Source organism: Streptococcus sp. A34 (assembly GCF_043674115.1).
Taxonomy (GTDB): Bacteria; Bacillota; Bacilli; order Lactobacillales; family Streptococcaceae; genus Streptococcus; species Streptococcus suis_V.
In genome coordinates this window covers 13,412-38,969 of the sequence record NZ_JBIMJM010000015.1, presented here as the reverse complement: position 1 = coordinate 38,969, position 25,558 = coordinate 13,412, and the positions used below count along the sequence as shown (strand labels likewise).

At 43.0% G+C, this 25,558-nt stretch carries 25 protein-coding genes; 21 read left to right on the top strand and 4 right to left on the bottom strand.

Annotated elements, in window-relative coordinates; genetic code table 11:
- The first annotated feature begins 44 nt into the window (after positions 1-44).
- Positions 45-4,085: a MucBP domain-containing protein gene (locus tag ACHBGV_RS05485; RefSeq protein WP_394735831.1), complete on the top strand. Its 4,041-nt coding sequence runs from the start codon at positions 45-47 to the stop codon at positions 4,083-4,085.
- Between the two features lie 476 nt (positions 4,086-4,561).
- Here ACHBGV_RS05485 and ACHBGV_RS05480 read toward each other — a convergent pair whose 3' ends face one another.
- Together ACHBGV_RS05480 and ACHBGV_RS05475 are read right to left on the bottom strand one after the other, a co-directional pair.
- Positions 4,562-5,074, bottom strand: coding sequence for an NAD(P)H-dependent oxidoreductase (locus tag ACHBGV_RS05480; protein ID WP_172095180.1), 513 nt, complete (start codon positions 5,072-5,074; stop codon positions 4,562-4,564).
- 48 nt (positions 5,075-5,122) lie between these two features.
- A complete protein-coding gene (locus ACHBGV_RS05475) occupies positions 5,123-5,584 on the bottom strand; it encodes a MarR family winged helix-turn-helix transcriptional regulator (protein WP_105122338.1) in 462 nt (153 codons plus the stop codon).
- Positions 5,585-5,758: 174 nt separating this feature from the next.
- Between ACHBGV_RS05475 and ACHBGV_RS05470 the strand changes: the two genes are divergently transcribed.
- From ACHBGV_RS05470 to ACHBGV_RS05375, 20 genes are all read left to right on the top strand, one after another.
- A complete protein-coding gene (locus ACHBGV_RS05470) occupies positions 5,759-6,253 on the top strand; it encodes a DUF5590 domain-containing protein (protein WP_394735830.1) in 495 nt (164 codons plus the stop codon).
- Positions 6,250-7,431 carry a pyridoxal phosphate-dependent aminotransferase gene (locus ACHBGV_RS05465; RefSeq protein WP_394735829.1) on the top strand — a complete coding sequence of 394 codons (1,182 nt, stop codon included), beginning with the start codon at positions 6,250-6,252 and terminating at the stop codon, positions 7,429-7,431. Before ACHBGV_RS05470 ends, ACHBGV_RS05465 begins: the two co-directional genes overlap by 4 nt.
- Positions 7,432-7,449: 18 nt before the next feature.
- Positions 7,450-8,796, top strand: coding sequence for an asparagine--tRNA ligase (asnS, locus tag ACHBGV_RS05460; protein WP_394735828.1), 1,347 nt, complete (start codon positions 7,450-7,452; stop codon positions 8,794-8,796).
- A gap of 71 nt (positions 8,797-8,867) precedes the next feature.
- Entirely contained in the window at positions 8,868-9,353 is a 486-nt protein-coding gene (locus ACHBGV_RS05455) for a GNAT family N-acetyltransferase (RefSeq protein ID WP_394735827.1), read from the top strand.
- A gap of 67 nt (positions 9,354-9,420) precedes the next feature.
- Positions 9,421-10,326: a hypothetical protein gene (locus tag ACHBGV_RS05450; RefSeq protein ID WP_394735826.1), complete on the top strand. Its 906-nt coding sequence runs from the start codon at positions 9,421-9,423 to the stop codon at positions 10,324-10,326.
- Between the two features lie 73 nt (positions 10,327-10,399).
- On the top strand, positions 10,400-10,555 hold the full coding sequence (locus ACHBGV_RS05445) for a DNA mismatch repair protein MutT (protein WP_394735832.1): 156 nt from the start codon (positions 10,400-10,402) through the stop codon (positions 10,553-10,555).
- 140 nt (positions 10,556-10,695) lie between these two features.
- Positions 10,696-10,863, top strand: coding sequence for a hypothetical protein (locus ACHBGV_RS05440; RefSeq protein WP_032534807.1), 168 nt, complete (start codon positions 10,696-10,698; stop codon positions 10,861-10,863).
- Positions 10,864-10,865: 2 nt separating this feature from the next.
- Positions 10,866-11,684: a replication initiator protein A gene (locus ACHBGV_RS05435; protein ID WP_024394093.1), complete on the top strand. Its 819-nt coding sequence runs from the start codon at positions 10,866-10,868 to the stop codon at positions 11,682-11,684.
- A 148-nt stretch (positions 11,685-11,832) separates the two neighbouring features.
- Positions 11,833-13,188, top strand: a complete 1,356-nt coding sequence (gene dcm / locus ACHBGV_RS05430) for a DNA (cytosine-5-)-methyltransferase (protein ID WP_394735825.1) — start codon at positions 11,833-11,835, stop codon at positions 13,186-13,188.
- Positions 13,172-13,600, top strand: a complete 429-nt coding sequence (locus ACHBGV_RS05425; RefSeq protein WP_014636957.1) for a hypothetical protein — start codon at positions 13,172-13,174, stop codon at positions 13,598-13,600. Before dcm ends, ACHBGV_RS05425 begins: the two co-directional genes overlap by 17 nt.
- 10 nt (positions 13,601-13,610) lie before the next feature.
- Positions 13,611-13,994 carry a hypothetical protein gene (locus ACHBGV_RS05420; RefSeq protein ID WP_074390216.1) on the top strand — a complete coding sequence of 128 codons (384 nt, stop codon included), beginning with the start codon at positions 13,611-13,613 and terminating at the stop codon, positions 13,992-13,994.
- Between the two features lie 8 nt (positions 13,995-14,002).
- The gene (locus ACHBGV_RS05415) at positions 14,003-14,236 is read left to right on the top strand and encodes a transcriptional regulator (protein WP_105144342.1); all 234 of its coding nucleotides are present in this window, start codon (positions 14,003-14,005) and stop codon (positions 14,234-14,236) included.
- 2 nt (positions 14,237-14,238) lie between these two features.
- Entirely contained in the window at positions 14,239-14,823 is a 585-nt protein-coding gene (locus ACHBGV_RS05410) for a CPBP family intramembrane glutamic endopeptidase (RefSeq protein ID WP_000619439.1), read from the top strand.
- 77 nt (positions 14,824-14,900) lie between these two features.
- On the top strand, positions 14,901-15,389 hold the full coding sequence (locus tag ACHBGV_RS05405) for a hypothetical protein (RefSeq protein ID WP_394735824.1): 489 nt from the start codon (positions 14,901-14,903) through the stop codon (positions 15,387-15,389).
- Positions 15,389-17,206 carry a VirD4-like conjugal transfer protein, CD1115 family gene (locus tag ACHBGV_RS05400; RefSeq protein WP_394735823.1) on the top strand — a complete coding sequence of 606 codons (1,818 nt, stop codon included), beginning with the start codon at positions 15,389-15,391 and terminating at the stop codon, positions 17,204-17,206. Before ACHBGV_RS05405 ends, ACHBGV_RS05400 begins: the two co-directional genes overlap by 1 nt.
- A gap of 17 nt (positions 17,207-17,223) precedes the next feature.
- Entirely contained in the window at positions 17,224-17,466 is a 243-nt protein-coding gene (locus tag ACHBGV_RS05395; protein WP_001072171.1) for a hypothetical protein, read from the top strand.
- 18 nt (positions 17,467-17,484) lie between these two features.
- Positions 17,485-18,339, top strand: coding sequence for a conjugal transfer protein TrbL (locus tag ACHBGV_RS05390; RefSeq protein WP_394735822.1), 855 nt, complete (start codon positions 17,485-17,487; stop codon positions 18,337-18,339).
- 61 nt (positions 18,340-18,400) lie between these two features.
- Positions 18,401-18,754, top strand: coding sequence for a PrgI family protein (locus ACHBGV_RS05385; RefSeq protein ID WP_394735821.1), 354 nt, complete (start codon positions 18,401-18,403; stop codon positions 18,752-18,754).
- Positions 18,711-21,062 carry a VirB4-like conjugal transfer ATPase, CD1110 family gene (locus ACHBGV_RS05380; RefSeq protein WP_394735820.1) on the top strand — a complete coding sequence of 784 codons (2,352 nt, stop codon included), beginning with the start codon at positions 18,711-18,713 and terminating at the stop codon, positions 21,060-21,062. Before ACHBGV_RS05385 ends, ACHBGV_RS05380 begins: the two co-directional genes overlap by 44 nt.
- Before the next feature lies 1 nt (position 21,063).
- A complete protein-coding gene (locus ACHBGV_RS05375; RefSeq protein ID WP_394735819.1) occupies positions 21,064-23,865 on the top strand; it encodes a phage tail tip lysozyme in 2,802 nt (933 codons plus the stop codon).
- Between the two features lie 61 nt (positions 23,866-23,926).
- Here the strand turns inward: ACHBGV_RS05375 and ACHBGV_RS05370 are convergent, their stop codons facing one another.
- Positions 23,927-24,772 carry a nucleotidyl transferase AbiEii/AbiGii toxin family protein gene (locus tag ACHBGV_RS05370; protein WP_001030299.1) on the bottom strand — a complete coding sequence of 282 codons (846 nt, stop codon included), beginning with the start codon at positions 24,770-24,772 and terminating at the stop codon, positions 23,927-23,929.
- Positions 24,769-25,359: a type IV toxin-antitoxin system AbiEi family antitoxin domain-containing protein gene (locus ACHBGV_RS05365; protein WP_000037237.1), complete on the bottom strand. Its 591-nt coding sequence runs from the start codon at positions 25,357-25,359 to the stop codon at positions 24,769-24,771. The genes ACHBGV_RS05370 and ACHBGV_RS05365 overlap by 4 nt, the downstream gene beginning before the upstream one ends.
- Positions 25,360-25,558: the final 199 nt, after the last annotated feature.

Below are 25,558 nucleotides of genomic sequence, written 5' to 3'. Positions count from 1 at the left end.
TGGGATTTTTTGTATACACTCAAAAAGGCTACATAATCTCTACAGTGGATTTACCCACTACAGAAATTATAGAGCCTGGCTATGTCCCAGTTGGACCAGATGGAAATGAATTGCCTAAGGATCCAGATGGAAACTACATCCCACCAGTACCGACTGACCCAACTCAGCCAACTGTCATTACTTACAAGGCCCTCGAACAGAAGGCAGTCATCCAATACTTGGAAGAAGGCAGCAATAAGGTTCTCTCTCCAGCTGATGAAGTAACTGGTCTAGCAGATCAACCAATTGTATACAGCACAGCAGATACCATTGCCTTGATTAAGGAACGTGGCTATGAATTGGTGCAAGACAACTTCCCAACGAATGCGACATTTGACCGTGATACAACCAGTCCACAGGTTTACACAGTTGTGTTTAGAGAGAAGGTTGTCACAACCACTCCAGATAATCCACAGACCCCAGGTACGCCAGTGGATCCGAATAATCCAGACGGACCGAAGTGGGAAGATGTTTCTCGCACCATTACTCGTAAGGTGTCCTATGTGGTCGAAAGTCCAGAGGGCGAGACTGTAACAGCTCCAGAAGGCAAGACTACAACAGTGACCTTCGAGCGGACAGGTAGCTACAACTTCGTGACCAAGCAAGTGACCTACACGGATTGGGAAGCCAAGGATGGCGACGCTGTTCTGGAAGGAAATCCATTGCCAGTCATTGACGGCTATGTGGCTATTGCAGCGACTAAGAACGGTGACAAGGTAGAGGCTAGCACAACTGCGGAGGATGTGACCGCTACGGAAACTACGACTGATATCAGCGAAGTCGTGACCTACAAGAAACTGTCTAGCTGGACCGTCACACCGCCTCCAGGAAATGACCCAGTTCCAGACATTCCGTATGAAAACGATCCGAACGATCCGACCAAGCCTGCGGATCCAAAACCAACCAGACCAAATGAAGAGGATCCAAACAATCCAATTCCAACGGTTCCAGACTATCCAGGTTATGTACCAGTAGACCCTGATGGTAATGAATTGCCTAAGGATCCAGATGGCAACTATATTCCACCGAAACCAACTGACCCAACAAAACCAACAGAGATCACTTACAAACCAGTTGCCCAAAAAGCCAGCATCACATTTGTCAATAAGACAAATCCAGTTGCGCCTGTGGAGCTCACAACTATTCCGTTGACAGGTAAGAGCGGTGACCAGTTTGGCTATGACCCAACTCCATTGGTCAAAGACTATGAGATGGCAGGCTATGTGGTCACCAATGAAAATGATTATGTGGCGACCAAGACTTATTCTGATGATCCAGAACACCATGACAGCTTTGTCTTCTCTATCGTTGAGAAAACAGCTACCATTGTGCCAGAAGATCCAAATTCACCGGATGATCCAAACAATCCAAATCCAGGTGATCCTGTCGATCCGAATAATCCTGATGGACCGAAGTGGGAAGATGTTTCTCGCACCATTACTCGTAAGGTGTCCTATGTGGTCGAAAGTCCAGAGGGCGAGACTGTAACAGCTCCAGAAGGCAAGACTACAACAGTGACCTTCGAGCGGACAGGTAGCTACAACTTCGTGACCAAGCAAGTGACCTACACGGATTGGGAAGCCAAGGATGGCGACGCTGTTCTGGAAGGAAATCCATTGCCAGTCATTGACGGCTATGTGGCTATTGCAGCGACTAAGAACGGTGACAAGGTAGAGGCCAGCACAACTGCGGAGGATGTGACCGCTACGGAAACTACGACTGATATCAGCGAAGTCGTGACCTACAAGAAACTGTCTAGCTGGACCGTCACACCGCCTCCAGGAAATGACCCAGTTCCAGACATTCCGTATGAAAACGATCCGAACGATCCGACCAAGCCTGCGGATCCAAAACCAACCAGACCAAATGAAGAGGATCCAAACAATCCAATTCCAACGGTCCCAGACTATCCAGGCTATGTACCAGTAGACCCTGATGGTAATGAATTGCCTAAGGATGACGATGGCAACTATATTCCACCGAAACCGAAGGATCCAAGCCAGCCAACGCCGATTACCTACAAACCGGTTGAGCAAGTTGGTAAGATTAGCTTTGTGGACGTGACAGTTCCTGAAAATCCCGTGACCAAGGTGACCATTGACCTGTCTGGTAAGACTGGCGATAAGCTGGGCATGGATGTATCCAGCATTGTTACCATGTACGAAAACCTGGGCTACATAGTTACCAACAAGGATAATTACGATAAGGACGGCACATTTGGACCAGATCTGAAGTCCAACACCTTTGTCTACGAATTGGTAGAGCGGACGGTGGACATCAATCCAGATGATCCAAATACACCAACGCCTAAACCAGGTGAGCCAGTTGATCCGAACAATCCTGACGGACCGAAATGGCCAGATTCTGTCAGAGATCTTGTGACGACTGAAGAAGTGACGCGTACCATTTCTTATGTGGATACCAAGGGTAATACTGTCTTTGAGGAAATCAAAGAAACCAAGACCTTCAAGCGTACAGCTAAGGTTAACATCGTAACTGGTGCCATTACCTACGGTGACTGGTCTGCTGATCAAACCTTTGAAAAAGTGACTTCACCGCTCAAGGACAACCACCTGGTAGACAAGCTCGAAGTGCCAGCAAGCACCGTCAAGGCTGAGGATGAAGACATCAATGAAGTCGTGACCTACACACTTCTTGGCCAATGGAAACCAGTCGTGCCACCGGGTACTAAACCTGTGCCGCCTGTGACCTACCCACGTGATCCGGAGGATCCGACCAAGCCAGGTACAGAAGTTCCGACTATTCCAGCTATACCTGGAACCATTCCTGTCTACCCAGATCCAAATAACCCTGGACAAACCATTCCATTGAAACCAAGTCCAGATGGAGGTTATGAGCTTCCACCTGTACCAAGCAAGCCAGGTGAAGATACGGTTATCGAGTATGTTCCAAACACTGTTAGCCTGACTGTCAAATATGTGGACGATACGGGTGCAGACCTGCGTCCAACAGAAAGCAAGGAAGTCAAGGTCGGTGATGACTACACCACCACTCCACAGATGATTGAGGGCTACTATCTAACTGAAATCCCTGCTAACAGCAAGGGCAAGGTGGGAGCAGAAGGTACAACCGTTGTCTATGTTTACAATAAACTCGGTTCATGGGTACCAGAATTGCCAGAGGGTCACGACCCAGTGCCACCAATTCCGTATCCGAACCATCCGACGGACCCAGGTAAACCAGGTATTCCGACAGGTGTTGTGCCAGTCGTTCCAGGCTACATCCCTGTAGGACCAGATGGTAAAGAATTGCCTAAGGGTCCAGACGGTAACTACCTGCCACCTGTACCAAGCAAGCCAGGTGAAGATACTGTTATCAAGTACATTCCACAAGACGCTAGTGTGACCGTGCGCTATGTGGATGACAAGGGCAATGATTTGATTCCAAGCAAGTCCATTCCAGGTAAGGTTGGTGATGATTACACGACCACCCCTGAGATCATCAAGGGCTATCTGCTCAAGGAAGTACCAAGCAATGCTTCTGGTAAGATTCCAGCAGGCGGTACAAGTGTTGTCTACACTTATGTACCAATTGGAAGCTATGTACCAAACATTCCAGGTCAGCCATCTACTCCGATTCCATATCCGAATCATCCGACTGACCCAGGCAAACCAGGTACAGATCTACCATCTATTCCGCATGTTCCGGGTTATATCCCTGTCGGCCCAGGAGGAGTACCATTGCAGCCAGTAGATCCAAGTGATCCAACCAAGGGCTACATTGCGCCTCCTATCCCAGGAAATCCAGGTCAAGATACACCAATCAACTACATTCCGAGCCCACCAGCTCGACCAAGTAGACCGATTGTTGTGACACCTGTCAAGCCTGAGACTCCAGTTGAGCCAGAAGTTCCAACAACTCCAGCTCAACCGAGCCCAGCAGGACCTGCACAACCAGCTAGCCCTGGTACGGCTCAATTGCCAAATACTGGTACCAGCGATTCACATGCAGTGACTGTAATTGGTGCTAGCCTCTTCCTAGCTGCCCTTGCCATAGCAGGCACAGCTCGCAGAAGAGAAGAGTAATCCTTATGCTTTCCAACTATCCTACATGGTCTTTATCTGGACCTACATTCCCACCACTAGTCGAATGATTGGTTTATATTGCATCTTCTCACCTCCCACTTGTAGGCCAGATAGCAGACCTGTTTGGTAGTAGAAAATAGATAGGCACCCAGAATCTGGGTGCCTTGTCTATTCTATGGAATATGCGTATTGAGAATCTTTCCCCATTCTGCTATAAAATAACTAGGAAATAGGAACAGAAGACGTCAGAAAATCAGTTCGACGGCGGATATTGTCGCAAAAAGTCTAGGTTAGTCCAAATTCAAGCACACAAAATCTATTCAGATAAAAGCAGCAGTCCTAGGTAGTTAAGAACCTAGGACTTTTTGAGTAAAAAAGAAAAGCCTATCTCCTGAGAAATAGACTTATAACCTGTATTTGCAGCTCAGCATATTTAGCTTGTGAATACAGGTTCTTGTTGTAGGGAGGCTTGCGAATTAGTTAATTGCAGCGAGAACTGCGTCAACTTGTTTAGCCAATTGTTCTTCATCAACTGGAGCGCCGTTTGTTGCAAGTGTCAATTCATCTACGAAGTTTGTGCGGATGAATGGAAGAAGTGCACGGTATTGAACAGCTGCATCTTCTTGGTGTGCAGATGAAGTGATAGATACTGTTGCCACTTTTTCATGAAGAGCAGAAGCACCACGTGGATCTGACAAATCAAGTGCACGGCTGAGCCAATCGAGAACGTTTTTCACTGAACCAGGGATAGCAGCGTTGTAAACTGGTGAGAAAATCCAGATAGCGTCAGCAGCAACAACTGCTTCACGCGCAGCTTTTACAGATGCAGGAGCATCAGCTTCCAAATCTTGTGAGAATACAGGAATTTCTTTCCAATCAAGGTAAGATACAGTTGCTTTACCTTCAAGTGCATTTTCAGCAGCTTGAGCCAATTGAGCAGTGAATGAACCTTCACGAAGAGAACCAACTAAAAATAAAATGTTTGACATAATGTAACTCCTTAATTACTTGATGTGACTATCATAACACATAAATCACTAATTAGCAACATTTTTGTCTATGAATTTGAATCTTTTTAGTAAATCGGCCAATAAATCCTGTTCTTCCTGGCTCAAAACAGAGAAAATTTTTCCAACATGAGCATAGTGTTCCGGCAAAACCTTCTCAATCGTTTCCCGACCGAAAGGAGTCAAACCAATCAAGGAAGCCCGCTTATCACTTTCATCCTGGGTCTTGAAGATATAGCCATCACGGACCATATTCCGAATGACCACCGTCATGTTGCCAGAAGTGCTGAGCAACTTATCAATCAAATCCTGGATGCGCAAATTCCCCTTATTGTAAAGTGCTTCCATTACGCCGAATTGGCCAACGGTTAATCCATGTTTTCTGATGATCTCTGTCTCCTGTCTGCTAATAGTATTGGCAGCGCGACGAAAGACAACTAAACTATGTAGGGCATGCTGATTTTCTTTTAGAGAGTTTTCTACTTTATTCATAAGTATATTTTATCAATAACTAGTTCCTTTGGCAAGAAATTTGATGGCTGAAAAAGCTGATTCTGACAAGATTTTGAGCGCATTTTCCCACATAGAATTTTAGCTGAAGTTTTTTTGCAGAATTTTCGGATTCAATTAGCAATATGTGGCAACTTGTAGTATAATATTCCTATTATGGCGAAAACATCACGTGAACCTTGGATTAGCCTGACCTTAGGTCAACAATTCTTGATTGGTTCAGCAGTTATCCTGACGGTTTTGACATTTTCTATACTCCTGATTTTGGAAATGGCCAGCAGTCCCTATGCCCAGGCAAGTGAGAGGGCGGAGAATCTGGCCCGTCAAGCAGTCCAGTTGGAAACCATTGAAAAGATTAGTTCCTACCGAGGTGTGGACGACTTTCATACCGTCTTAGGGACGGATTCTGATGGGCAAGAGCTGGCAATCCTAGTGTCAGACCAAACCTCCCAAGTTTATGTTTACAAACTATCTGACGGCGTTGCCCAAGCCCAGGCTGAGACCATTGCCCAAGAGCAGGGAGCCGGCCAGATTGACCGCGCGATTATCGGCATGCGGGAGGGCAAGCCTATTTGGGAAATCAAGTCAGGGACGGCCTATTATAACATTGATTTTAAAACTGGAGACTTTATCAAAAAGGAGGGCTTATGAGCAAGCTATCAAATCGTGCCTTAGAAATGGAAGAAAGTGTCACGCTGGCAGCAGGTGCGCGAGCCAAGGCCTTGAAGGCGGAAGGGCGTGATATTTTAGAGCTGACCTTGGGTGAGCCAGACTTCGTCACACCGAAGAATATTCAAGAAGCAGCCATTCAGTCTATCGAAAATGGCAAGGCCAGCTTTTACACGGTGGCTTCAGGTCTTCCTGAGTTGAAGGACGCAGTCAATACCTACTTTGAGAAGTTCTATGGCTATTCTATCGAACGCAATCAAGTCGTTCTTGCAACAGGTGCCAAGTTTGTTCTCTACGCCTTCTTTGCGGCGGTTATCAATCCTGGTGATGAGGTTCTCATTCCAACGCCTTACTGGGTTTCCTATGCTGACCAGATTAAGATGAACGAAGGCGTGCCAGTCTTTGTCACTGCCACAGAAGAACACAATTTCAAGGTAACGGTTGACCAGTTGGAAGCAGTGCGTACAGACAAGACCAAGGTCCTCTTGCTCAACAGCCCGTCCAATCCGACTGGTATGATATACAGTCGTGAGGAATTGGAAGCTATTGGCAACTGGGCTATAGAGCACGATATTCTCATCTTGGCAGACGATATTTACGGTCGTTTGGTATACAACGGGAACAGCTTTACACCGATTTCAAGCATTTCAGAAAGCATTCGTCAGCAGACTATTGTGGTCAATGGGGTGGCCAAGGCCTATGCCATGACAGGTTGGCGGGTTGGCTTTGCGGTTGGTAATCCTGAGATTATTGCGGCCATGAGTAAGATTGTCGGACAAACGACGTCAAACTTAACAACTGCTGCTCAGTATGCGGCCATCGAAGCCTTTACAGGCCCGCAAGATACGGTCGAAACCATGCGTCAGGCCTTTGAAGAACGACTTAACACCATCTATCCATTACTAGCAGAAGTGCCAGGTTTTGAAGTCATCAAACCAGAAGGAGCCTTCTATCTCTTCCCAAACGTCAAAAAAGCAATGGAAATGAAGGGCTACACAGATGTGACCGAATTTACCACTGCTATCTTGGAAGAAGTAGGAGTAGCCTTGGTGACAGGTGCAGGTTTTGGTGCTCCTGAAAATATCCGCCTCAGCTACGCGACAGATATGGACACGCTCAAAGAGGCTGTTGCTCGACTCCACACATTCATGTCAAAATAAAAGAAAAAAGGAAAGATTATGTCTAGAAAATTAATCACCATTAACCAAGTAAAAGATTATGTCGGTCAAGAAGTGACCATCGGTGCCTGGGTTGCCAACAAGTCAGGTAAGGGGAAATTGGCTTTCCTGCAGTTGCGTGACGGAACAGCCTTCTTCCAAGCCGTTGCCTTCAAACCAAACTTCATCGAAAAATTCGGTGAAGAAGCTGGTACTGAGAAGTTCGATGTAGCAAAACGCCTCAGCCAAGAAACTTCTGTCTATGTAACAGGAATTGTCAAGGAAGATGAGCGTTCTAAGTTTGGCTACGAGTTGGATGTGACAGACCTCGAAGTCATCGGTGAGTCACAAGATTACCCAATCACGCCAAAAGAACACGGTACAGACTTCCTCATGGACAACCGTCACCTCTGGTTGCGTTCTCGTAAACAGGTAGCCATTCAACAAATCCGAAATGCCATCATTTATGCGACTTATGAGTTCTTTGAAAAGAATGGCTTTATCAAGTTTGATAGTCCAATCTTGTCTGGAAATGCGGCAGAAGATTCGACGGAGTTGTTTGAAACGGACTACTTTGGTCAACCAGCTTTTCTCAGTCAATCTGGTCAGCTTTACCTGGAAGCTGGTGCTATGGCTCTTGGTCGTGTTTTCGACTTCGGCCCTGTTTTCCGTGCAGAAAAATCAAAAACCCGCCGTCACTTGACAGAGTTCTGGATGATGGATGCCGAGTACTCATTCCTCAGCCATGAAGAGTCACTTGACTTGCAAGAAGCTTATGTCAAGGCCTTGATTCAAGGCGTTATTGACCGTGCTCCACAAGCCTTGGAAACGCTTGAGCGTGATGTGGACGCTTTGAAACGCTACATTGCGGAGCCATTCAAACGTGTAGCTTATGATGATGCCATTACCCTTCTGCAAGAACATGAAGCTGATGAAGATACAGACTACGAACACATCGAGCATGGGGATGACTTTGGCTCGCCACATGAAACTTGGATTTCAAACTACTTTGGTGTACCGACTTTCGTTGTTAACTATCCAGCAAGCTTCAAGGCCTTCTACATGAAACCAGTTCCTGGTAATCCAGAGCGCGTGCTTTGTGCGGACCTCTTGGCACCAGAAGGCTACGGTGAAATCATCGGTGGTTCGATGCGTGAGGATAACTACGATGCCTTGGTAGCCAAGATGGACGAGCTCGGCATGGATAAGTCAGAATACGAATTCTACCTTGATCTCCGCAAGTACGGCTCAGTGCCACACGGCGGTTTCGGTATCGGTATTGAGCGGATGGTAACCTTCGTTGCAGGTACAAAGCACATCCGTGAAGCCATTCCGTTCCCACGTATGTTGCACCGTTTGCACCCGTAATGAAGATGAGAAGTTGACCTTGTGTTAGCTTCTTTTTTTCAGTATAATCATTTCAAAAGGAGGCAATAGTGATGATTATTAAACCCATGCAGACTGAGGAGGAGATTAGGGGTAAGGCTTATGTCCATTGGAAAGCTTGGCAGGAGGCCTACGCTGACTTGTTACCGCAGGAATTTCTCCAAAAAACCTACACGCTAGAACGCTGTCAGGACTGGGCCTTTCGCTATCCAGAGAGGATTTTTGTGGCTCTTGAAAATGACCAGGTAGTAGGCTTTTCCTGCTATGGTCAGTCCATGTCGGAGGATTTGGAAAATGCTGGTGAACTATATGCCCTCTATGTGTTGGCGGATGTCTATGGTCAGAAAGTCGGCTACCGACTGCTCCAAGCTACGCTGGAAAAAATGCAAGACTACGATAGAGTTTGCCTCTGGGTGCTGGAAGGAAACGCGCGTGCTATTTCTTTCTATGAAAAAGTCGGCTTTCGCTTTGATGGGGTGAGCAAACAGGTTCATCTCGGCCAAGAACGGACAGAATATCGGATGATTTTGGAAAAGTAGGGTAGGCTATTGTCTTAGGTGGATATTTAATATATAATTATGTTATAAAATATTCACGGAGGTTCTTATGATCTACCTTACCAATCATCGTCTGCGAGTGGAGATTGCTGAGCCTGGCGAGCGGCCCAATGATACTTTTCGCTTTGACCGAGCTGGTTTCATCTCTAATGTCATTTTGGACGGAGATACGCATTTCTGTGCCAATGAACCCATGAACCTGAGACACTTGTCATCGGGCGGCCGCGGTCTGTGTTGTGAGTTTTCGGGTGATTTTTCACAAGGTGCTGCAGTCGGAAACTATTTTCCAAAGCTGGGAGTGGGTCTGATCAAGCAGGACAGCGACCTGGGCTACCAGTTTGAACACAAGTATGAGGAGGTTGTGCCCTATCCTGTGACTTTTAGCCACACGGAGACCAGTGCGGACTTTGTGACGGATGCGGTGCCTTGTTTGGGCATTGCGGCTCAGGTGCGTAAGACCATTCGGATAGAGGACAATCACCTGATTTTGGAGGCGACCATCACTAATGTTGGCGAGCGGGAGATTGTGACCGAGGAATATTGCCATAATTTCCTCAGTATCGATGGGATGGCTATTTCGCCTGACTACCGCCTGGAGCTGCCGGACATGTATGATTTGGGCGACCAGCGCCTGGAGGGATTTGGTGGCTACGACCATAATAATTTTATAGCAAACGGCAAGGCTATTGCCTTTGACAAGTGTGAGACCGATGTGTCTTTGAGTGTGCTTTCTACGGAAAATGCTCCGCTCCGAGATGAGTTTTCATGGAAACTTTTACACAAGGGGGCTAAGGCTAGCGTGACTGGGACGGACAGTGTCACCCCAACCAGTCTCCTCCTATGGGCAACGGACCATATCGTCAGCCCAGAAATCATCCAGACCATTTCTATCCAGCCAGGTCAGAGCCATTCTTGGACCCGGAAATGGACCTTTGAAGCAGAACCACGTTGGTAAGAAATTAACAAAGCCGAGGGATTTCCTTGGCTTTTGTGGTATAATGAGGAATATATTATAAAAGGAGTGAACTATGTCCCGTAAGCAAACCGTTACCCTGACCAATATGTGCCTCATTGAAGACAAGGATGGAAATGTGGTGGTACAAATCCGCGACCCCAATCGTTATCGTTGGTCCGGCGTTGCATTCCCAGGGGGGGATTGTGTCATAATAATGACAGGTGCTTAAAACGCTGTCAAATCAAGGATTTGAGTGTTCTACAATCTGTCATTAAGGAGGAAAAATTTATTTTTTATTTATAATATCATATCGCACAAGCGAGGACATTTTAATAAGTGTTCTCGTTTTTTTATTTTCAGGAGGAATTCATGCAAAAGAAGGAACAATCATCACGCCAAATCGTGATGTGTCATCTCGTGACTATTTTAGGAGTTGATATTGAGAAAGCAACTCAGCTAATTGATGAAATGGAACAAGTAGGTTTAATCCGATTTGATGAATTCGGAAATGTTGGACTTTTAGTCTTGGAGGGATAATCATGAAGCGTATTACCGCTAATCAATATCAAACATCAGAGCGTTATTATAAACTCCCTAAAATTTTGTTTGAGAGTGAACGTTATAAGGATATGAAGCTGGAAGTTAAGGTAGCCTACGCGGTTTTAAAAGATAGGTTGGAGCTGTCTTTGAGTAAAGGTTGGATTGATGAGGATGGGGCTATTTATTTGATTTATTCCAATTCAAATCTGATGGCACTTTTAGGCTGTTCAAAGTCAAAACTACTCTCTATCAAGAAAACCTTACGTGAATATGGCTTAATCGATGAAGTCCAACAGTCCTCTAGTGAAAAAGGTCGAATGGCAAATAAAATTTACTTGGGGGAATTAGAACATGAAACTACCCCAGTCTTACATACAGACGGGGCTAGTGTTAAAAAAACACTAGGGGGGTCTCAAAGAAAGACGGGGCCGGTCTTAAATTCAGCCCCTAGTGAGACTGAAAGAAGTGAGACTAAATATAGTGAAACTAAAGGGAGTGATTTCCTTATTGAGGACGAGGAGGAGAGGCAGCTAGTAGATGAGAAACAAGAAGAGAACTTTACTTCAAAAGTCGATGGCGTGACCAAGTACGATCGAGACTATATTTGGGGTTTGGTTCATGACCAGTTAAGACAGACGGGTCTATCTCAGTCAGCTAGTGACTATGCCATGATTTATTTTAGTGACCGTTATCAGTATGCTTTGGAACATATGCGATTTGCTCGGTCAGCGGAAGTAATAGCTGAATATGTATTTAATGGTGTGCTGTCAGAGTGGACCAAGCAACTGAGACGACAAGAAGTAAAGGGAGGTGATTAAGTTGATTTGGTGGATACTAGGTGGAATCTATCTGATTTCTATCGTCATTTTGATTGTTGAAATCATCCGTGCACCAGAAATGGATGATCATATATAAGCAAGAGTTTTACATGTGTAAGGCTCTTTTTTAGTTGGAAAGAGAGGAAAAATGAAATTTTTAGATTTATTTGCTGGGATAGGTGGTTTTAGGCTAGGAATGGAATCACAGGGTCATAAATGCCTGGGCTTTTGTGAAATTGATAAATTCGCCAGAACATCTTATAAAGCTATGTTTAACACAGAAGGGGAAATAGAATACCATGACATTAAAGAGGTCACAGACCATGACTTTAGACAATTTAGAGGGCAAGTGGACATCATCTGCGGGGGATTTCCTTGCCAAGCATTTTCACTCGCAGGCAGACGATTGGGATTTGAAGATACTCGAGGGACTCTCTTTTTTGAGATTGCTCGAGCAGCCAAACAAATCCAACCACGTTTTCTATTTTTGGAAAACGTCAAAGGCCTACTCAATCACGACGAGGGACGGACGTTCGCCACAATCCTCTCCACGATGGATGAATTGGGGTATGATGTCGAATGGCAGGTGCTTAACAGTAAGGACTTCCAAGTCCCGCAAAACAGAGAGCGGGTCTTTATTATCGGACATTCTAGAAGATACCGTTCCAGATTCATATTTCCTCTCAGAAGAGAAAACAGCCCAGCTCATCTTGAAAGGCTAGGAAATATCAATCCCTCTAAACGTGGTTTGAATGGTGAAGTCTATCTGACGAATGGACTTGCTCCTACACTAACAAGAGGTAAAGGAGAGGGTGCAAAAATCGCCATTCCAGTCTTAACACCAGATAGACTAGAAAAACGGCAACATGGTCGTCGATTTAAGGACAATCAAGACCCTATGTTTACTTTGACTAGTCAAGACAGACACGGAGTTGTTGTCGCAGGAAATCTGCCGACTAGCTTTGACCAAACTGGAAGAGTATTTGACATATCTGGCTTGTCACCGACTTTGACCACTATGCAAGGTGGAGACAAGGTGCCAAAGATTTTGCTGAGGGAGGAGCTGCCATTTCTGAAAATCAAGGAGGCCACAAAAACAGGGTACGCAAAGGCAACTCTTGGAGACTCTGTCAATCTGGCTTATCCAGACTCAACCAAACGTAGGGGACGAGTGGGAAAGGGAATATCCAATACCTTGACAACTTCAGACAATATGGGAGTGGTGGTTGCTGCTCTGGAATATCGACAGGATAAGTGGTATGAAGTCACAGGCATTGTCTTAGAGGGGAAACTTTATCGCCTGAAAATAAGACGACTGACACCAAGAGAGTGTTTCAGACTGCAAGGCTTTCCTGACTGGGCTTATGAAAGAGCAGAGGGTGTTACTAGTAAGAGCCAACTATACAAACAGGCCGGCAATAGCGTGACTGTCACAGTTATTGAAGCCATTGCGAGAGAATTTAGAAGAATGGAAGAGGAAGAAAAGCATGAACCTACTACATAAGAAAAGTATTCTAGAGTGTACCGAATTAGAAGAACGTATTCACCAAGCTGAAACCATTCAGTTACTGGAAAAAATTCTATCACTCCCCAATTTTGATTGTGACTTTGAGGTGACTTTTGAAGATGATTACCACAAAGAGATGAATGATCCTCTTTTCTACGAATCCAATCTTCATAGGATTTCGGATTTTATGGAAACTAGGGATATTAAAAATGGTGTAGATACACTATTGACGAAAGACAATCACTTGGCCTTTCGTGCCTTTGGTGAAAATTATTCTGCTAGGGGAAAGGAGGGCATTTTAACGACTTTAGTGACGGTCAAGTGCTTTGGTGAAGGACGGATGCCCATTGATATGAGTCGCTATTTCTCAACTCCTGAACAAACAGTTGAAAATAGCCTAACCTTATAAGGAGGAGCCTATGCTTGAGGTATATCTAGGAAATAATGCCAATACAAACCAAGATTTACTAACTATTTTGACGACCTATGGTGTGACTTATCGTTGTATAAAAGCGTGTGATGTAAACCGTGAAATCTTACTGTCACTCTTTGCCAAAACCACGGATTGTTTTGAGTTGCTGTCGCCACGATTTCTTCGCTTTAAGCGTCAATATTCGATAAGTTTGAATGAGATGATTCAGCTCGTTCTCCAAAAGCCAGACCAAAACCTTCGTCTGCCTCTCATTGTCTGTCAGAATCACGTCTATCCAGCTATTGGATTAGACGAAGTGCGTACTTTTCTTCCCAGACAGGTAAAAGAAGAACTGTTTCAAGCCAGCTTGATGAAACAAGTGACAGGGTAGGTGTGAAGATGAATGAACGATTTTGGGACAATTTAGAAATCATTCTGTCCGAAAAAGAACTCACTTGGGCAGAACTAGCACGTAAAGTATTCAACGGTCAATATGTTTATCCAAGTGAATTTAATCGCCTCTATCAAAAACTGCGACATTACAAATCCAATCGTCTGATGCCACAAACAAGATGGGTTGAGCGAATCGTTCTAGTCTTAGACATTGATTATGAAGATTTATTCAAGAGGTGACAATGATAAGGATAGTGGTGTTTTATCTAGCCATACAGCTTAACGGTCTTCTGGTGAGTTTATACCTGAAAGAGTATCTGACAATAGAGGGTATAGTCTTGCTACAATTGGTCCTATTAAGTGTGACTTGCCTAGAGATTGCCCGTCATAAAACTGTTCAAGCAAAAAATATAACCTTGAGAAATCGCCTAAGATGGTTGCTTCTTGGCTTTGTGGCTATGGTTGCTTTTGCAGTCTTCATCAGCTTCCTATTTCCAGGTCAGACTAGGAATCAAGCGGTATTGGTACAAGTAGGAAAACAGGTTCCCCCTATTATCTTTTTATTGTTTCTGGTCAATGCAAGTATCCTTGAAGAGATAGTTTATAGGCAGTTGCTGTGGGAAAAATTGACATTCCCTTTTGTACAAATAGGCGTGACCAGTTTTCTCTTTGTTCTATCCCATGGCCCCAATCAGTTAGGGAGTTGGCTCATGTATAGCTGTCTTGGCTTGACCTTGGCTGCTGTTCGATTGAAAGCTGATTGTATGACGGCAATCGCCTTACATTTACTTTGGAATAGTTTGGCTTATGTCGTAACTTTCTTGTGATACCAAAATCAAGAGTGCTTCCGTATTATGGAAGCACCTTATGTTTGATAGGGAATCGAAAAAAAGAGGAGGTCACCATGTCATCTGAACAACAAGAACGTCAAGCGATGCACTACGTGGAAAGAAGTAGTTTATTGACAGTTAGAACCCTCTTAAAGCTCTTAGAGTGGTCGGCTAGGCAAGCCTTGGCTCAAGATTCAGCTTATAAGATTGGGGTTCAAAAACTGGAAGAACTCCTTCAAAGCCCTTACGTCATTGAAGCGATTGATGTTAGTAAAGACATTCTAGATAAGCCAATCGATGTGGAGAAATTTAAGGAGTTGATGGAGTCAGAAAAACTGCCAATCGCAATTAGTTGGCAAAAAGACTATCTCTACTTTTATGCCAAGGATAAGACCTTGCTCGATCATCACTTGGACGAATTGTTGAAGAAACTGGTGTCTAACCCTGTGAAGCTAGAAGGTCTAACCTTTGATAAAACCTTGGACCAAGAGATAGAACTGGCCAAAGAGAAAATTAGAGTAACAGAACCTTCGGCAGTCAAAACCAAGGAGGTGACCTTGTAATGTATTCCAGGCAAAAAGCATTGGTCTTTGGACTCTTGGGGCTCGCCTTTGGTTATTTCTGCCATCGTCTAACCCTACTCTATGATAGTTTAACCAATGCCCCACCTATGGAACGGTTTGCCTACCTCTTAGGAGAGGGGTTAAATCAGGTTTTCAATCCTTTATGGCTATTTTCTTTTACTCAAAAATCTCTTCTTGCCTTTATCCTTGGGATTCAAACGATGACGCTAGTCTATCTTTATGTATCGACAGGACAGAAGGTCTATCGAGAAGGGGAAGAATACGGTTCTGCACGATTTGGAAACAGTAAGGAAAAGCGGAACTTTTACAGTAAGAATCCTTTCAATGACACGATTTTGGCTCGAGATGTTCGTCTAACCTTGTTGGAAAAGAAGAAGCCCCAGTTTGATCGAAATAAAAATTTGATTGTCATTGGGGGTTCTGGGGCAGGAAAGACCTTTCGCTTTGTGAAACCCAACCTTATCCAACTTAATTGTTCCAATATTGTCGTAGATCCTAAAGACCATTTGGCTGAGAAGACAGGTAAACTCTTTTTAGAAAACGGTTATCAGGTCAAGGTTTTAGACTTGGTTAATATGACCAATTCAGACGGTTTTAATCCCTTTCGTTATGTAGAAACAGAGAATGATTTGAACCGCATGTTAACGGTCTATTTTAACAATACCCGTGGGTCTGGTTCTCGCAGTGATCCATTTTGGGACGAGGCTTCCATGACATTGGTGAGAGCTATTGCCTCTTATTTGGTGGATTTTTACAATCCTCCAGGAAGTTCCAAGCAAGAGCAGGAAGCAAGACGTGAGCATGGCCGTTATCCAGCCTTTTCTGAGATTGGGAAACTCATCAAACTCTTATCAAAGGGAGACAATCAGGACAAAAGTGTTCTTGAAGTCCTGTTTGAAGACTATGCTAAGAAATATGGTCATGAGAACTTTACCATGAGAAACTGGGCGGATTTTCAGAACTACAAGGACAAGACCTTGGATTCGGTCATTGCGGTCACAACAGCTAAATTTGCCCTTTTTAATATCCAATCGGTGATTGATTTGACGCAAAGAGACACTATGGATTTGAAAACGTGGGGCACTCAAAAGACCATGGTCTATCTTGTTATTCCAGACAATGATACGACCTTTCGTTTCCTATCTGCTTTATTTTTCTCTACGGTTTTCTCCACTTTGACCAGACAGGCTGATGTTGACTTTAAAGGGCAACTGCCGATTCATGTTAGAAGCTATCTGGATGAGTTTGCGAATGTCGGAGAAATCCCAGACTTCGCTGAACAAACCTCAACAGTTCGCTCTAGGAACATGAGTCTAGTTCCAATCTTGCAAAATATTGCTCAACTCCAAGGACTTTATAAGGAAAAAGAGGCTTGGAAAACTATACTGGGGAACTGTGACAGCCTCCTCTATTTGGGTGGAAATGACGAAGAAACTTTCAAATTTATGAGTGGTCTTCTAGGTAAACAAACCATTGATGTCAGAAGTACCAGTCGTTCTTTTGGGCAGACTGGCTCAAGTTCTACCTCTCACCAGAAAATTGCCCGTGACTTGATGACGGCTGATGAAGTAGGGAATATGAAACGAGATGAGTGCCTAGTACGCATTGCAGGGGTTCCTGTTTTTCGAACCAAGAAATATTTTCCGCTCAAACATAAGAATTGGAAATGGCTTGCGGATAAGGAAACCGATGAACGCTGGTGGCACTATTATATCAGTCCCCTAACCGCTGAGGAAGAAGTAGATTTATCAGGCCATAAAATAAGGGATTTAAGCACAGAAACGACACTACATTAATAGAAATGAGGAATTATATGAATCAAAAACTATCAGGCTTTGTTTACGGAGTGGACGCCAGCTCCATGTTCTCTCAAGCCATGTCTCTATTACAAAAAGGTTTGATTGCAGTAGGAGCCTTTCTTGTTGTCATGGGCATTATCAACCTTTCAACCAACATTAAAGATGGTGGGCCAGGTGTCCGAAATGCTATTCTAGAAATTGTTGGTGGGGTCATGGTGGGAGCCGCTGGTGCTTTTGTGACTCAGATTACCATTTAGGGGAGGACAGCACATGACATGATAATGAATTTTACGTCACCTTTTGTATTTCTAGCCTCTGAAAAAGTATCTAGTGATAGCCTTTTTGAAGGGTTTCAAGTGGATTTAGAATCAACCGCCAACTTGGTTAAGTCACTAGCGGACTTTAATCCGACGGTGTGGTCTTACATGACAGCCATTACCAAGGGGATTATGCAGCCCTTGGGAGTAGCTATTCTTGCGGTTGTTCTTGTACTCGAATTTTCAAAAATGGCCAAGAAAATTGCAAACTCAGGTGGTGCAATGACCTTTGAAGCCATAGCACCTATGATTGTCAGCTACATCATGGTCGCGGTCGTGATTACCAATACGACGGTTATTGTGGAAGCCATTATTGCCATTGCCTCTTATGTTATTGAACAAGTGGCAGGGCTTGTCACAAATGGTGGTGCTAATTACGATACCATCACAGGCATCAAGGGATCTGGAATTGTAGGAAAAATGATTATTGGCTTTTTTGCGATTCTCATTTGGTTGGTGAGAATGGTGAGTATCATGGTTGTCAATATCTTGATTACCATTCGCTTTATCCAACTCTATCTGATGATTCCTTTTGCCCCTATTACCATTCCGACCTTCCTTAGTGATGACTGGAGAAGTGTTGGGATTGGTTACCTTAAAAACATCATGGTCTATGCAGTTCAAGGTATTTTGATTTTTCTAATTGTATCTCTTGTTCCCTTGTTTGAATCGGCTGGAAAGATTGCCGTATCAAATGGAGCTGGAGTTATGGAATCACTCGCCATTATGTTTGGTGGCTTGGTACAGGCCATATTGTTAATCATTGCCTTGGTTGGCAGTCAACGGACCGCCCGAAGTATTTTGGGGATGTAGGAGGATGGGAGTAAATTGCCCGCCTCCTCTTTTTATAGCTTACTTAGATTGGAGAACATTTATGAACACACGTGTCTTTAAGGACATTTCAAAGGTTCAACACAGGGCATGGCTGGGATTTACAACTAGACAGGTTATTTTTGTATTTCCAGCCGTCGCCCTAACCATTTTGGTATTGGGCTTGAACCTATTTTACTGGCAATTTGGGGATTGGTTTGTCTATGGCTTTGTTTTTAGCTTTACCATTCCACTCATGTTATTTGGGGTCTATCGCCCCAACGATTTACCATTTGAAACCTACCTCAGGTACCGATTTCATTATGAACTAACGGTGCCAGACCGTACATTTACTGGAAGAAAAGGAGACCAACGTGAAAAAATTAAAACACTCAATGAAACCAAAGACACCTTCTAATGACAAAAAGCAAAAGACGAAAACACAGAAGCAGGAGATCAGACCTTCTACCGTAAATACGTTAGCCTATCAAGGGCTTTTTCAGAATGGCCTTATGCAGGTCAGCCCAAGCTATTTCTCACAAACCTATCTCTTAGGAGATGTCAATTATCAAACAGTTGGCTTAGAAGATAAGGGAGCTATCGTGGAGAAATATTCCGATTTAATCAATTCACTGGATGATCAGACCAATTTCCAACTGACCATTTTCAATCAAAAGGTCAATCTGGAAAAATTTCGTAAGAGTATTCTCTATCCCTTGCAGGAAGATGGGTTTGATGCTTATCGTGATGAATTGAATCGCATGATGGATGCTAACTTAGAGGCGGGTGAGAACAATTTTTCAGCCGTCAAGTTTCTTTCATTTGGCAAGAGCGACCAAACACCAAAACTAGCTTTTCGTTCTCTGTCTCAAATTGGAGAATATTTCAAGAGTGGCTTTTCAGAGATTGATGTATCTCTTGGTTTGCTCGGTGGAGAGGAGCGAGTGAATGTCCTTGCGGATATGTTGCGAGGTGAAAATCATTTACCGTTTTCTTACAAGGATTTGACTCTCTCAGGTCAATCCACCAAACACTTTATTGCCCCAACCTACCTTTCCTTTAAACATAAGAATCATATTGAATTGGACGATCGATTATTACAGATTGTTTATGTTCGTGACTATGGTATGGAGCTAGGGGATAAATTTATTCGTGACCTCATGCAGTCAGATTTGGAAGTGATGATGAGCCTACATGCTAAAGGCTCTACCAAGTCTGAAACCATGACCAAGCTACGAACCAAGAAGACCTTGATGGAATCGCAAAAGATTGGGGAACAACAAAAGATGGCTCGGACTGGAATCTATTTGGAGAAGGTCGGGTATGTTCTTGAAAACAATATCGATGAAGCTGAGGCTCTTCTTCAAACCATGACTCAAACAGGAGATAAACTGTTTGACACCGTATTTCTAATTGGCGTGCTGGCGGATACTGAAGACCAACTCAAACAATCTCTTGATATTATCAAGCAAGTGGCTGGGTCAAATGATATGATTATCGATAACTTGACCTGTATGCAAGAAGCTGCCTTTAATAGTCTCTTGCCATTTGGGAAGAACTATCTCGAAGGTATTTCTCGGTCTCTATTGACTTCAAACATTGCCGTGAATGCCCCTTGGACTTCCGTTGATATTCAGGACAAGGGTGGGAAATTTTATGGCATCAATCAAATCTCAAGTAATATCATCAGTATTGACCGTGGCAAGTTAAATACTCCGTCAGGTTTGATTTTAGGGACTTCTGGAGCTGGCAAAGGGATGGCGACAAAACATGAAATCATCTCAACTAAGCTCAAGGAAGCAGATAGTGATACTGAAATTATTATTGTTGACCCAGAAAATGAGTACAGTATTATCGGTCAAGCCTTTGGTGGGGAGAGTATTGATATTGCCCCAGATTCTACCACCTTCTTAAATGTCTTAGATCTATCTGATGAGAATATGGATGAGGATCCGGTTAAGGTCAAGTCCGAATTTCTCTTGTCTTGGATTGGAAAGCTCTTGGACCGTAAAATGGATGGTCGTGAAAAGTCCTTGATTGACCGTGTGACAAGACTCACTTATAAGCATTTTGACACACCGTCCTTGGTCGAATGGGTCTTTGTCTTAGCTCAACAACCTGAACAGGAAGCTAAGGACTTGGCACTGGATATGGAACTCTATGTGGAAGGGTCGCTGGACATATTTTCACATCGGACCAATATTAAAACAGACAGTCATTTCCTGATTTACAATGTCAAAAAGTTAGGCGATGAATTAAAACAAATTGCCCTCATGGTTATCTTTGACCAAATTTGGAATCGGGTGGTCAAAAACCAAAAGCTAGGGAAGAAGACCTGGATTTACTTTGATGAAATGCAGCTTCTCTTATTGGACAAGTATGCCTCTGATTTCTTCTTTAAACTTTGGAGTCGTGTCCGTAAGTATGGGGCGATACCGACAGGCATTACTCAGAATGTAGAAACGCTTCTTTTGGATGCCAACGGCAGACGCATTATTGCCAATAGCGAGTTCATGATTCTTTTAAAACAGGCTAAGAGCGATCGAGAAGAATTGGTGCATATGCTTGGACTTTCTAAGGAACTGGAGAAATACTTGGTCAATCCTGAAAAAGGTGCTGGGCTAATCAAGGCCGGTTCAACCGTTGTTCCATTTAAAAATAAGATTCCACAACACACCAAGCTCTTTGACATCATGAGTACGGACCCTGAAAAAATGAGGACATGAGATGAAAGAGGATAAAAAGCTAGTCAAACATGCTAGGCAAAACTTTCGAAGCAACTTAAAATCAGCCCGTATGCATTATCGGAAAGAAGTTAGAGCCTTAAAACAGACTGTTCCTAAAAAAGGACGATTTCGAAAACCAGCCCAAAATTCTCTTTTTCAGGAAAAGAAAACAGAGATAAAAGGAAATCTACTCAGTAGCCAAAAGGAAGCAGAAGAGAAGTTCCTAAAGGAAATTACCTATGTTTCTCCTAGACTGTTGAAGGTAAAGGAAATCAAGAACTATCGACTTCCTCAAGCTCAAGAGCGTTTGCGGACTGCAAGAAAACATTTGTCAGAAGTGAAACTAAGTGAGAAGCAAAAGGCAGTTAATCCCAAGTTTACTTTCCAAAAAGAAAATCCTTCCCCGAAGTCTCGCTTTCAGTTTCACCAAGAAAAATCATTTGATCGACTAAGTGCAGAAAAAGACGTAAGTTCTGCCAAGCGTGAGGTTAAACAACTCAAGAAAGTCCAAAAGACTAAGAAAAACTCTACCAAAGTCAAAGTTGGATTAGGCTTAGTTGCATCTGAATCCCTTGACCTGATAGCACAGGAGGATGATTTAGATGGTCTAAGATCCATGAAGGATATTAGTTTGAAAGCCAGACGCTATGGAAGGTTTACCTTTCAAGCAGGTAAGGTGGTAGTAAAAAGTGGACAGACAGGTGTGAGGTTTACCAAAACAAAATTTTCTCATGGAAAGGAACGATTCCAGAACTTCAAAAAGGGAAAAGGATTCACACGCCAGAAACCTCTTAAACCAAGAAGACGTTACCAGACCTTTTTAAAGCATGTGAGAAAACAAAGTGTCGCAGGTATCAAAGGAATCGTCCAAGCCATTAAGGGAAGTGTGACTTTCTTTTCTGTCCTTGCGGGAAATCCTTTGACTTGGATTGTCTCAGGCATTCTCTTGATACTCCTTTTGATGATGAGCTTTTTCATGAGTGTTTCAGGTAGTAGTGTCATTCAACAAGATGAGATGGAGTTGACCAAGGCCTATACCCACATGACGTGGGAAGATGCGGAACATACGAGAACCAATGAAAAAGGGATTGCCTACTACACCAAGATTGATGAGATTATGGTTTACATGAATCATCAATACCAAGACTACAAGCTTGACGATTTCATGGAAACAGGTGGTGTGACCTACAAAGCGTTTCTCAGTCAAGTGTGGACAGACTTAAATGGTGGAGATTCTATTAAATCCATGTCTGACTTATATAAAGAACCTACTTACAAGCTGTCTGATGAGGACCAGGAAGAGTTAAAGGAGTTGACAGAAGGAGGCAACTATCTAGCCCTTCAAGAATTGGACAATCCCTTTCAGGGACAGACTGACGAGGATAGCTTAAGCATGACCTACCGATATGGGTATGAGGTCATTGATGAGAAACCAACGCTGCATCACCATATCATCTTAGAAGCGAAAGAAGGTCAAGTCATTGTAGCTCCGATGGATGGCAAGGTATCTCTTGATGGAGAGAACGTTGTTTTGACATCTGGTAAGGGAGTGAATAAGACTAAACTAACCTTGTTTGGCATTCATTCAGGCCGAGTGAGTGAACATCAACATGTCTTGGCAGGAGATATTATTGGTCAGACCAAAGACGGAACGGGTCTAAAAGTCACCTATCAAAAGGTTGATGATGATACGGATAAGTTGGTCTATGTCAATCCAGCTTTCTACTTTCCAAAAGTAATCCAGGTTCAGACCACCATTCTTCCAACTATCGGTCAGTTTGGCGGCGATGAGTTCGAGAGAGCCAAGGCAATTTATGACTATCTTAAAAGCAAAGGTGCGACAAATCAAGCTATAGCAGCTATTTTAGGAAATTGGTCGGTAGAATCTTCCATTAATCCAAAACGAGCTGAAGGCGACTATTTATCTCCGCCAGTTGGTGCGACTGATAGTTCGTGGGATGATGAGGGCTGGCTCTCACTTAATGGTCCAACTATATACAATGGACGTTACCCAAATATTCTCAAACGTGGTTTAGGCTTAGGCCAATGGACAGATACCGCGGATGGGTCACGCAGACATACTTTATTGTTGGAATATGCCAAAGGAAAACATCAAAAGTGGTATGACTTAGGCTTACAACTGGATTTCATGTTGCATGGGGATAATCCTTATTACACCAACTGGTTAAAGGACTTTTTCAAAAATTCAGGAAGTCCAGCTAGTCTTGCCCAGCTCTTTCTCATTTACTGGGAAGGAAATAGTGGTGATAAGCTACTTGAACGTCAAACACGGGCAAGTGAGTGGTATTACCAAATTGAAAAAGGTTTTAGTCAACCCAACGGTGGAACAGCACAAAGTGATCCAAAAGCACTTGAAGCTGTACGAGGAGACCTTTTTGAAAACTCTATTCCAGGAGGTGGTGACGGTATGGGGTATGCCTACGGCCAATGTACTTGGGGAGTCGCTGCCCGTATCAACCAACTGGGGCTAAAACTCAAAGGTAAAAACGGTGAGAAGATTCCAATTATCAGTACCATGGGCAATGGCCAAGATTGGGTACGAACAGCCGCAAGTCTCGGTGGGGAGATAGGGACAAGTCCACAAGAAGGAGCTATCCTTTCCTTTGCGGGAGGAGGACATGGCACACCAACAGAATACGGACATGTGGCTTTCGTCGAAAAAGTCTACCCAGATGGCTCCTTCCTTATCTCCGAAACCAACTACAATGGCAATCCAAACTATACCTTCCGTAAATTATCTGGAGTGGATAGTAGCTTGAGTTTTGCTTTTACGACGAAATAAAAAAGGATATGCTAACAAAATGAATAAATGTTAGCATATCTTTTGTGTTTTTTTGTCACGATTAATCAGAATTTATAGAAATGAGAACTGTTATGAGACGAATCATCTCATCAAGAACATCTGCAAGTGAAATCCCTTTTGTATAGCTATATTTTTTTGAATAATTTTGCCATTGTTTATTCTGAATAGGGTCAGATTTGAACCTCTCGAGTAGTTCAATAATCTTTACAAAATCGAGTTCTGTTTCGCGATATGAAAATGTTCTCTGACAGGCATTTCTCAACTGAATGAAGTCAATGTCTTCTTTCTTCAGTTTGGAAAGAATATAAACATCGTAAAAATCTTTGCTTCTACTGTTCAAGAAGTTACGTGAATAGATGGTTTGAAGTTTTTCAGCTAGAATTGTTTCAATTGTATAAGCAATGATTGGAAAATTGTCTTCATCAAAAATAGCTTTATAGTCGTATGTAATCGGCTGAGGAGTTACAACATCACCTGTCGCAATATCCAAATGGATAACTTGTTTAATATTCTCAAGTTGGCACGAAATTGTTGCTCGATAGCCACCATAGTCATCACTTTCTTTAATAGCTGTGATTGATTGAATCACAAAAGATATACCTTCTTCGGAATCTGCTAAAATTTCCTTGAGTTGCTGTTTAACAGTTTCTTCTGAGAGTGTTATTTGATGGAATAAAAAGTCAATATCAACAGTGCTACGAGATTCAACTCCGATGACATTCGAAAGTAGGAATCCTCCTTTGAAGATATAGTGATTTGAATAAGAACTTTGACTTAATTTTTTCAAAATGACTTCTAGGAAGTAATAGGTCATGACGGAATTAAAGGTTAAACCAGTATTCTTTGATATTTTATGACAGAGTGCTGTTAATTTAGCTTTGTTCATATTAGAACCTCCAGAGTTTGTTTAACTTTTTCTAAAGTATTCATTTTTGTCGCATATTCATAGAGTTTTGCTAGATTTTTTTTAGGATAGTTCCCATAAGATTGAAGTGTCTTGACAAAGAGTTCGGAATCAATCTTTTCTCGATGTATTACAAAATCACAAATAATACGTTCAAAATCATATACCCTTACGTTGTTTCCCAAAGGAGTAGGTACAGTAGTCATTCCCAGCTCGCTGTATTCTTTAGAGACAAAGTGAATATTTAGATTAGCTGGAGGAGTATTAAAGCGGTAGCCTCTAGGAACTGTCACATCAAAATATTGTGGAATTTCATCTGTAAACTGTTGTAGATACAGTGCCGAAATATAAGAGAAAATAGCCTTAGGAAAACGATATTGAAAGAAGTAGTATTCATCATAGTCTCCGTTTTGGGTTAGGAAAATACCTTTTTCAACTCGGAAGATAATGCCTTCTTTCTCTAGTCTTGTCAGATATATTGTTGGAATACCTAGTGCTTTACAATCTTTGTTTGTGACAATTCCATTGTTCTTTTCTATAAAATCGAGTAGAATCTCTTTTTTTGACATACGGCCTCCCACTTGTTGCTTTTACACTACAATTTTACAATATTTGTGGTATAAAAGCAACATTTTCTTTTCCCTCATTTTATTGTGATAACAAAATCAAGCCTTCTTTTTTATGATGGTATTGAACTTGGGCTACGAGCTGTACAAAAAAGAGAGTTTCTCCTAGAACGGAAAGTTCTTCGTCAAAACTCCTATTTTT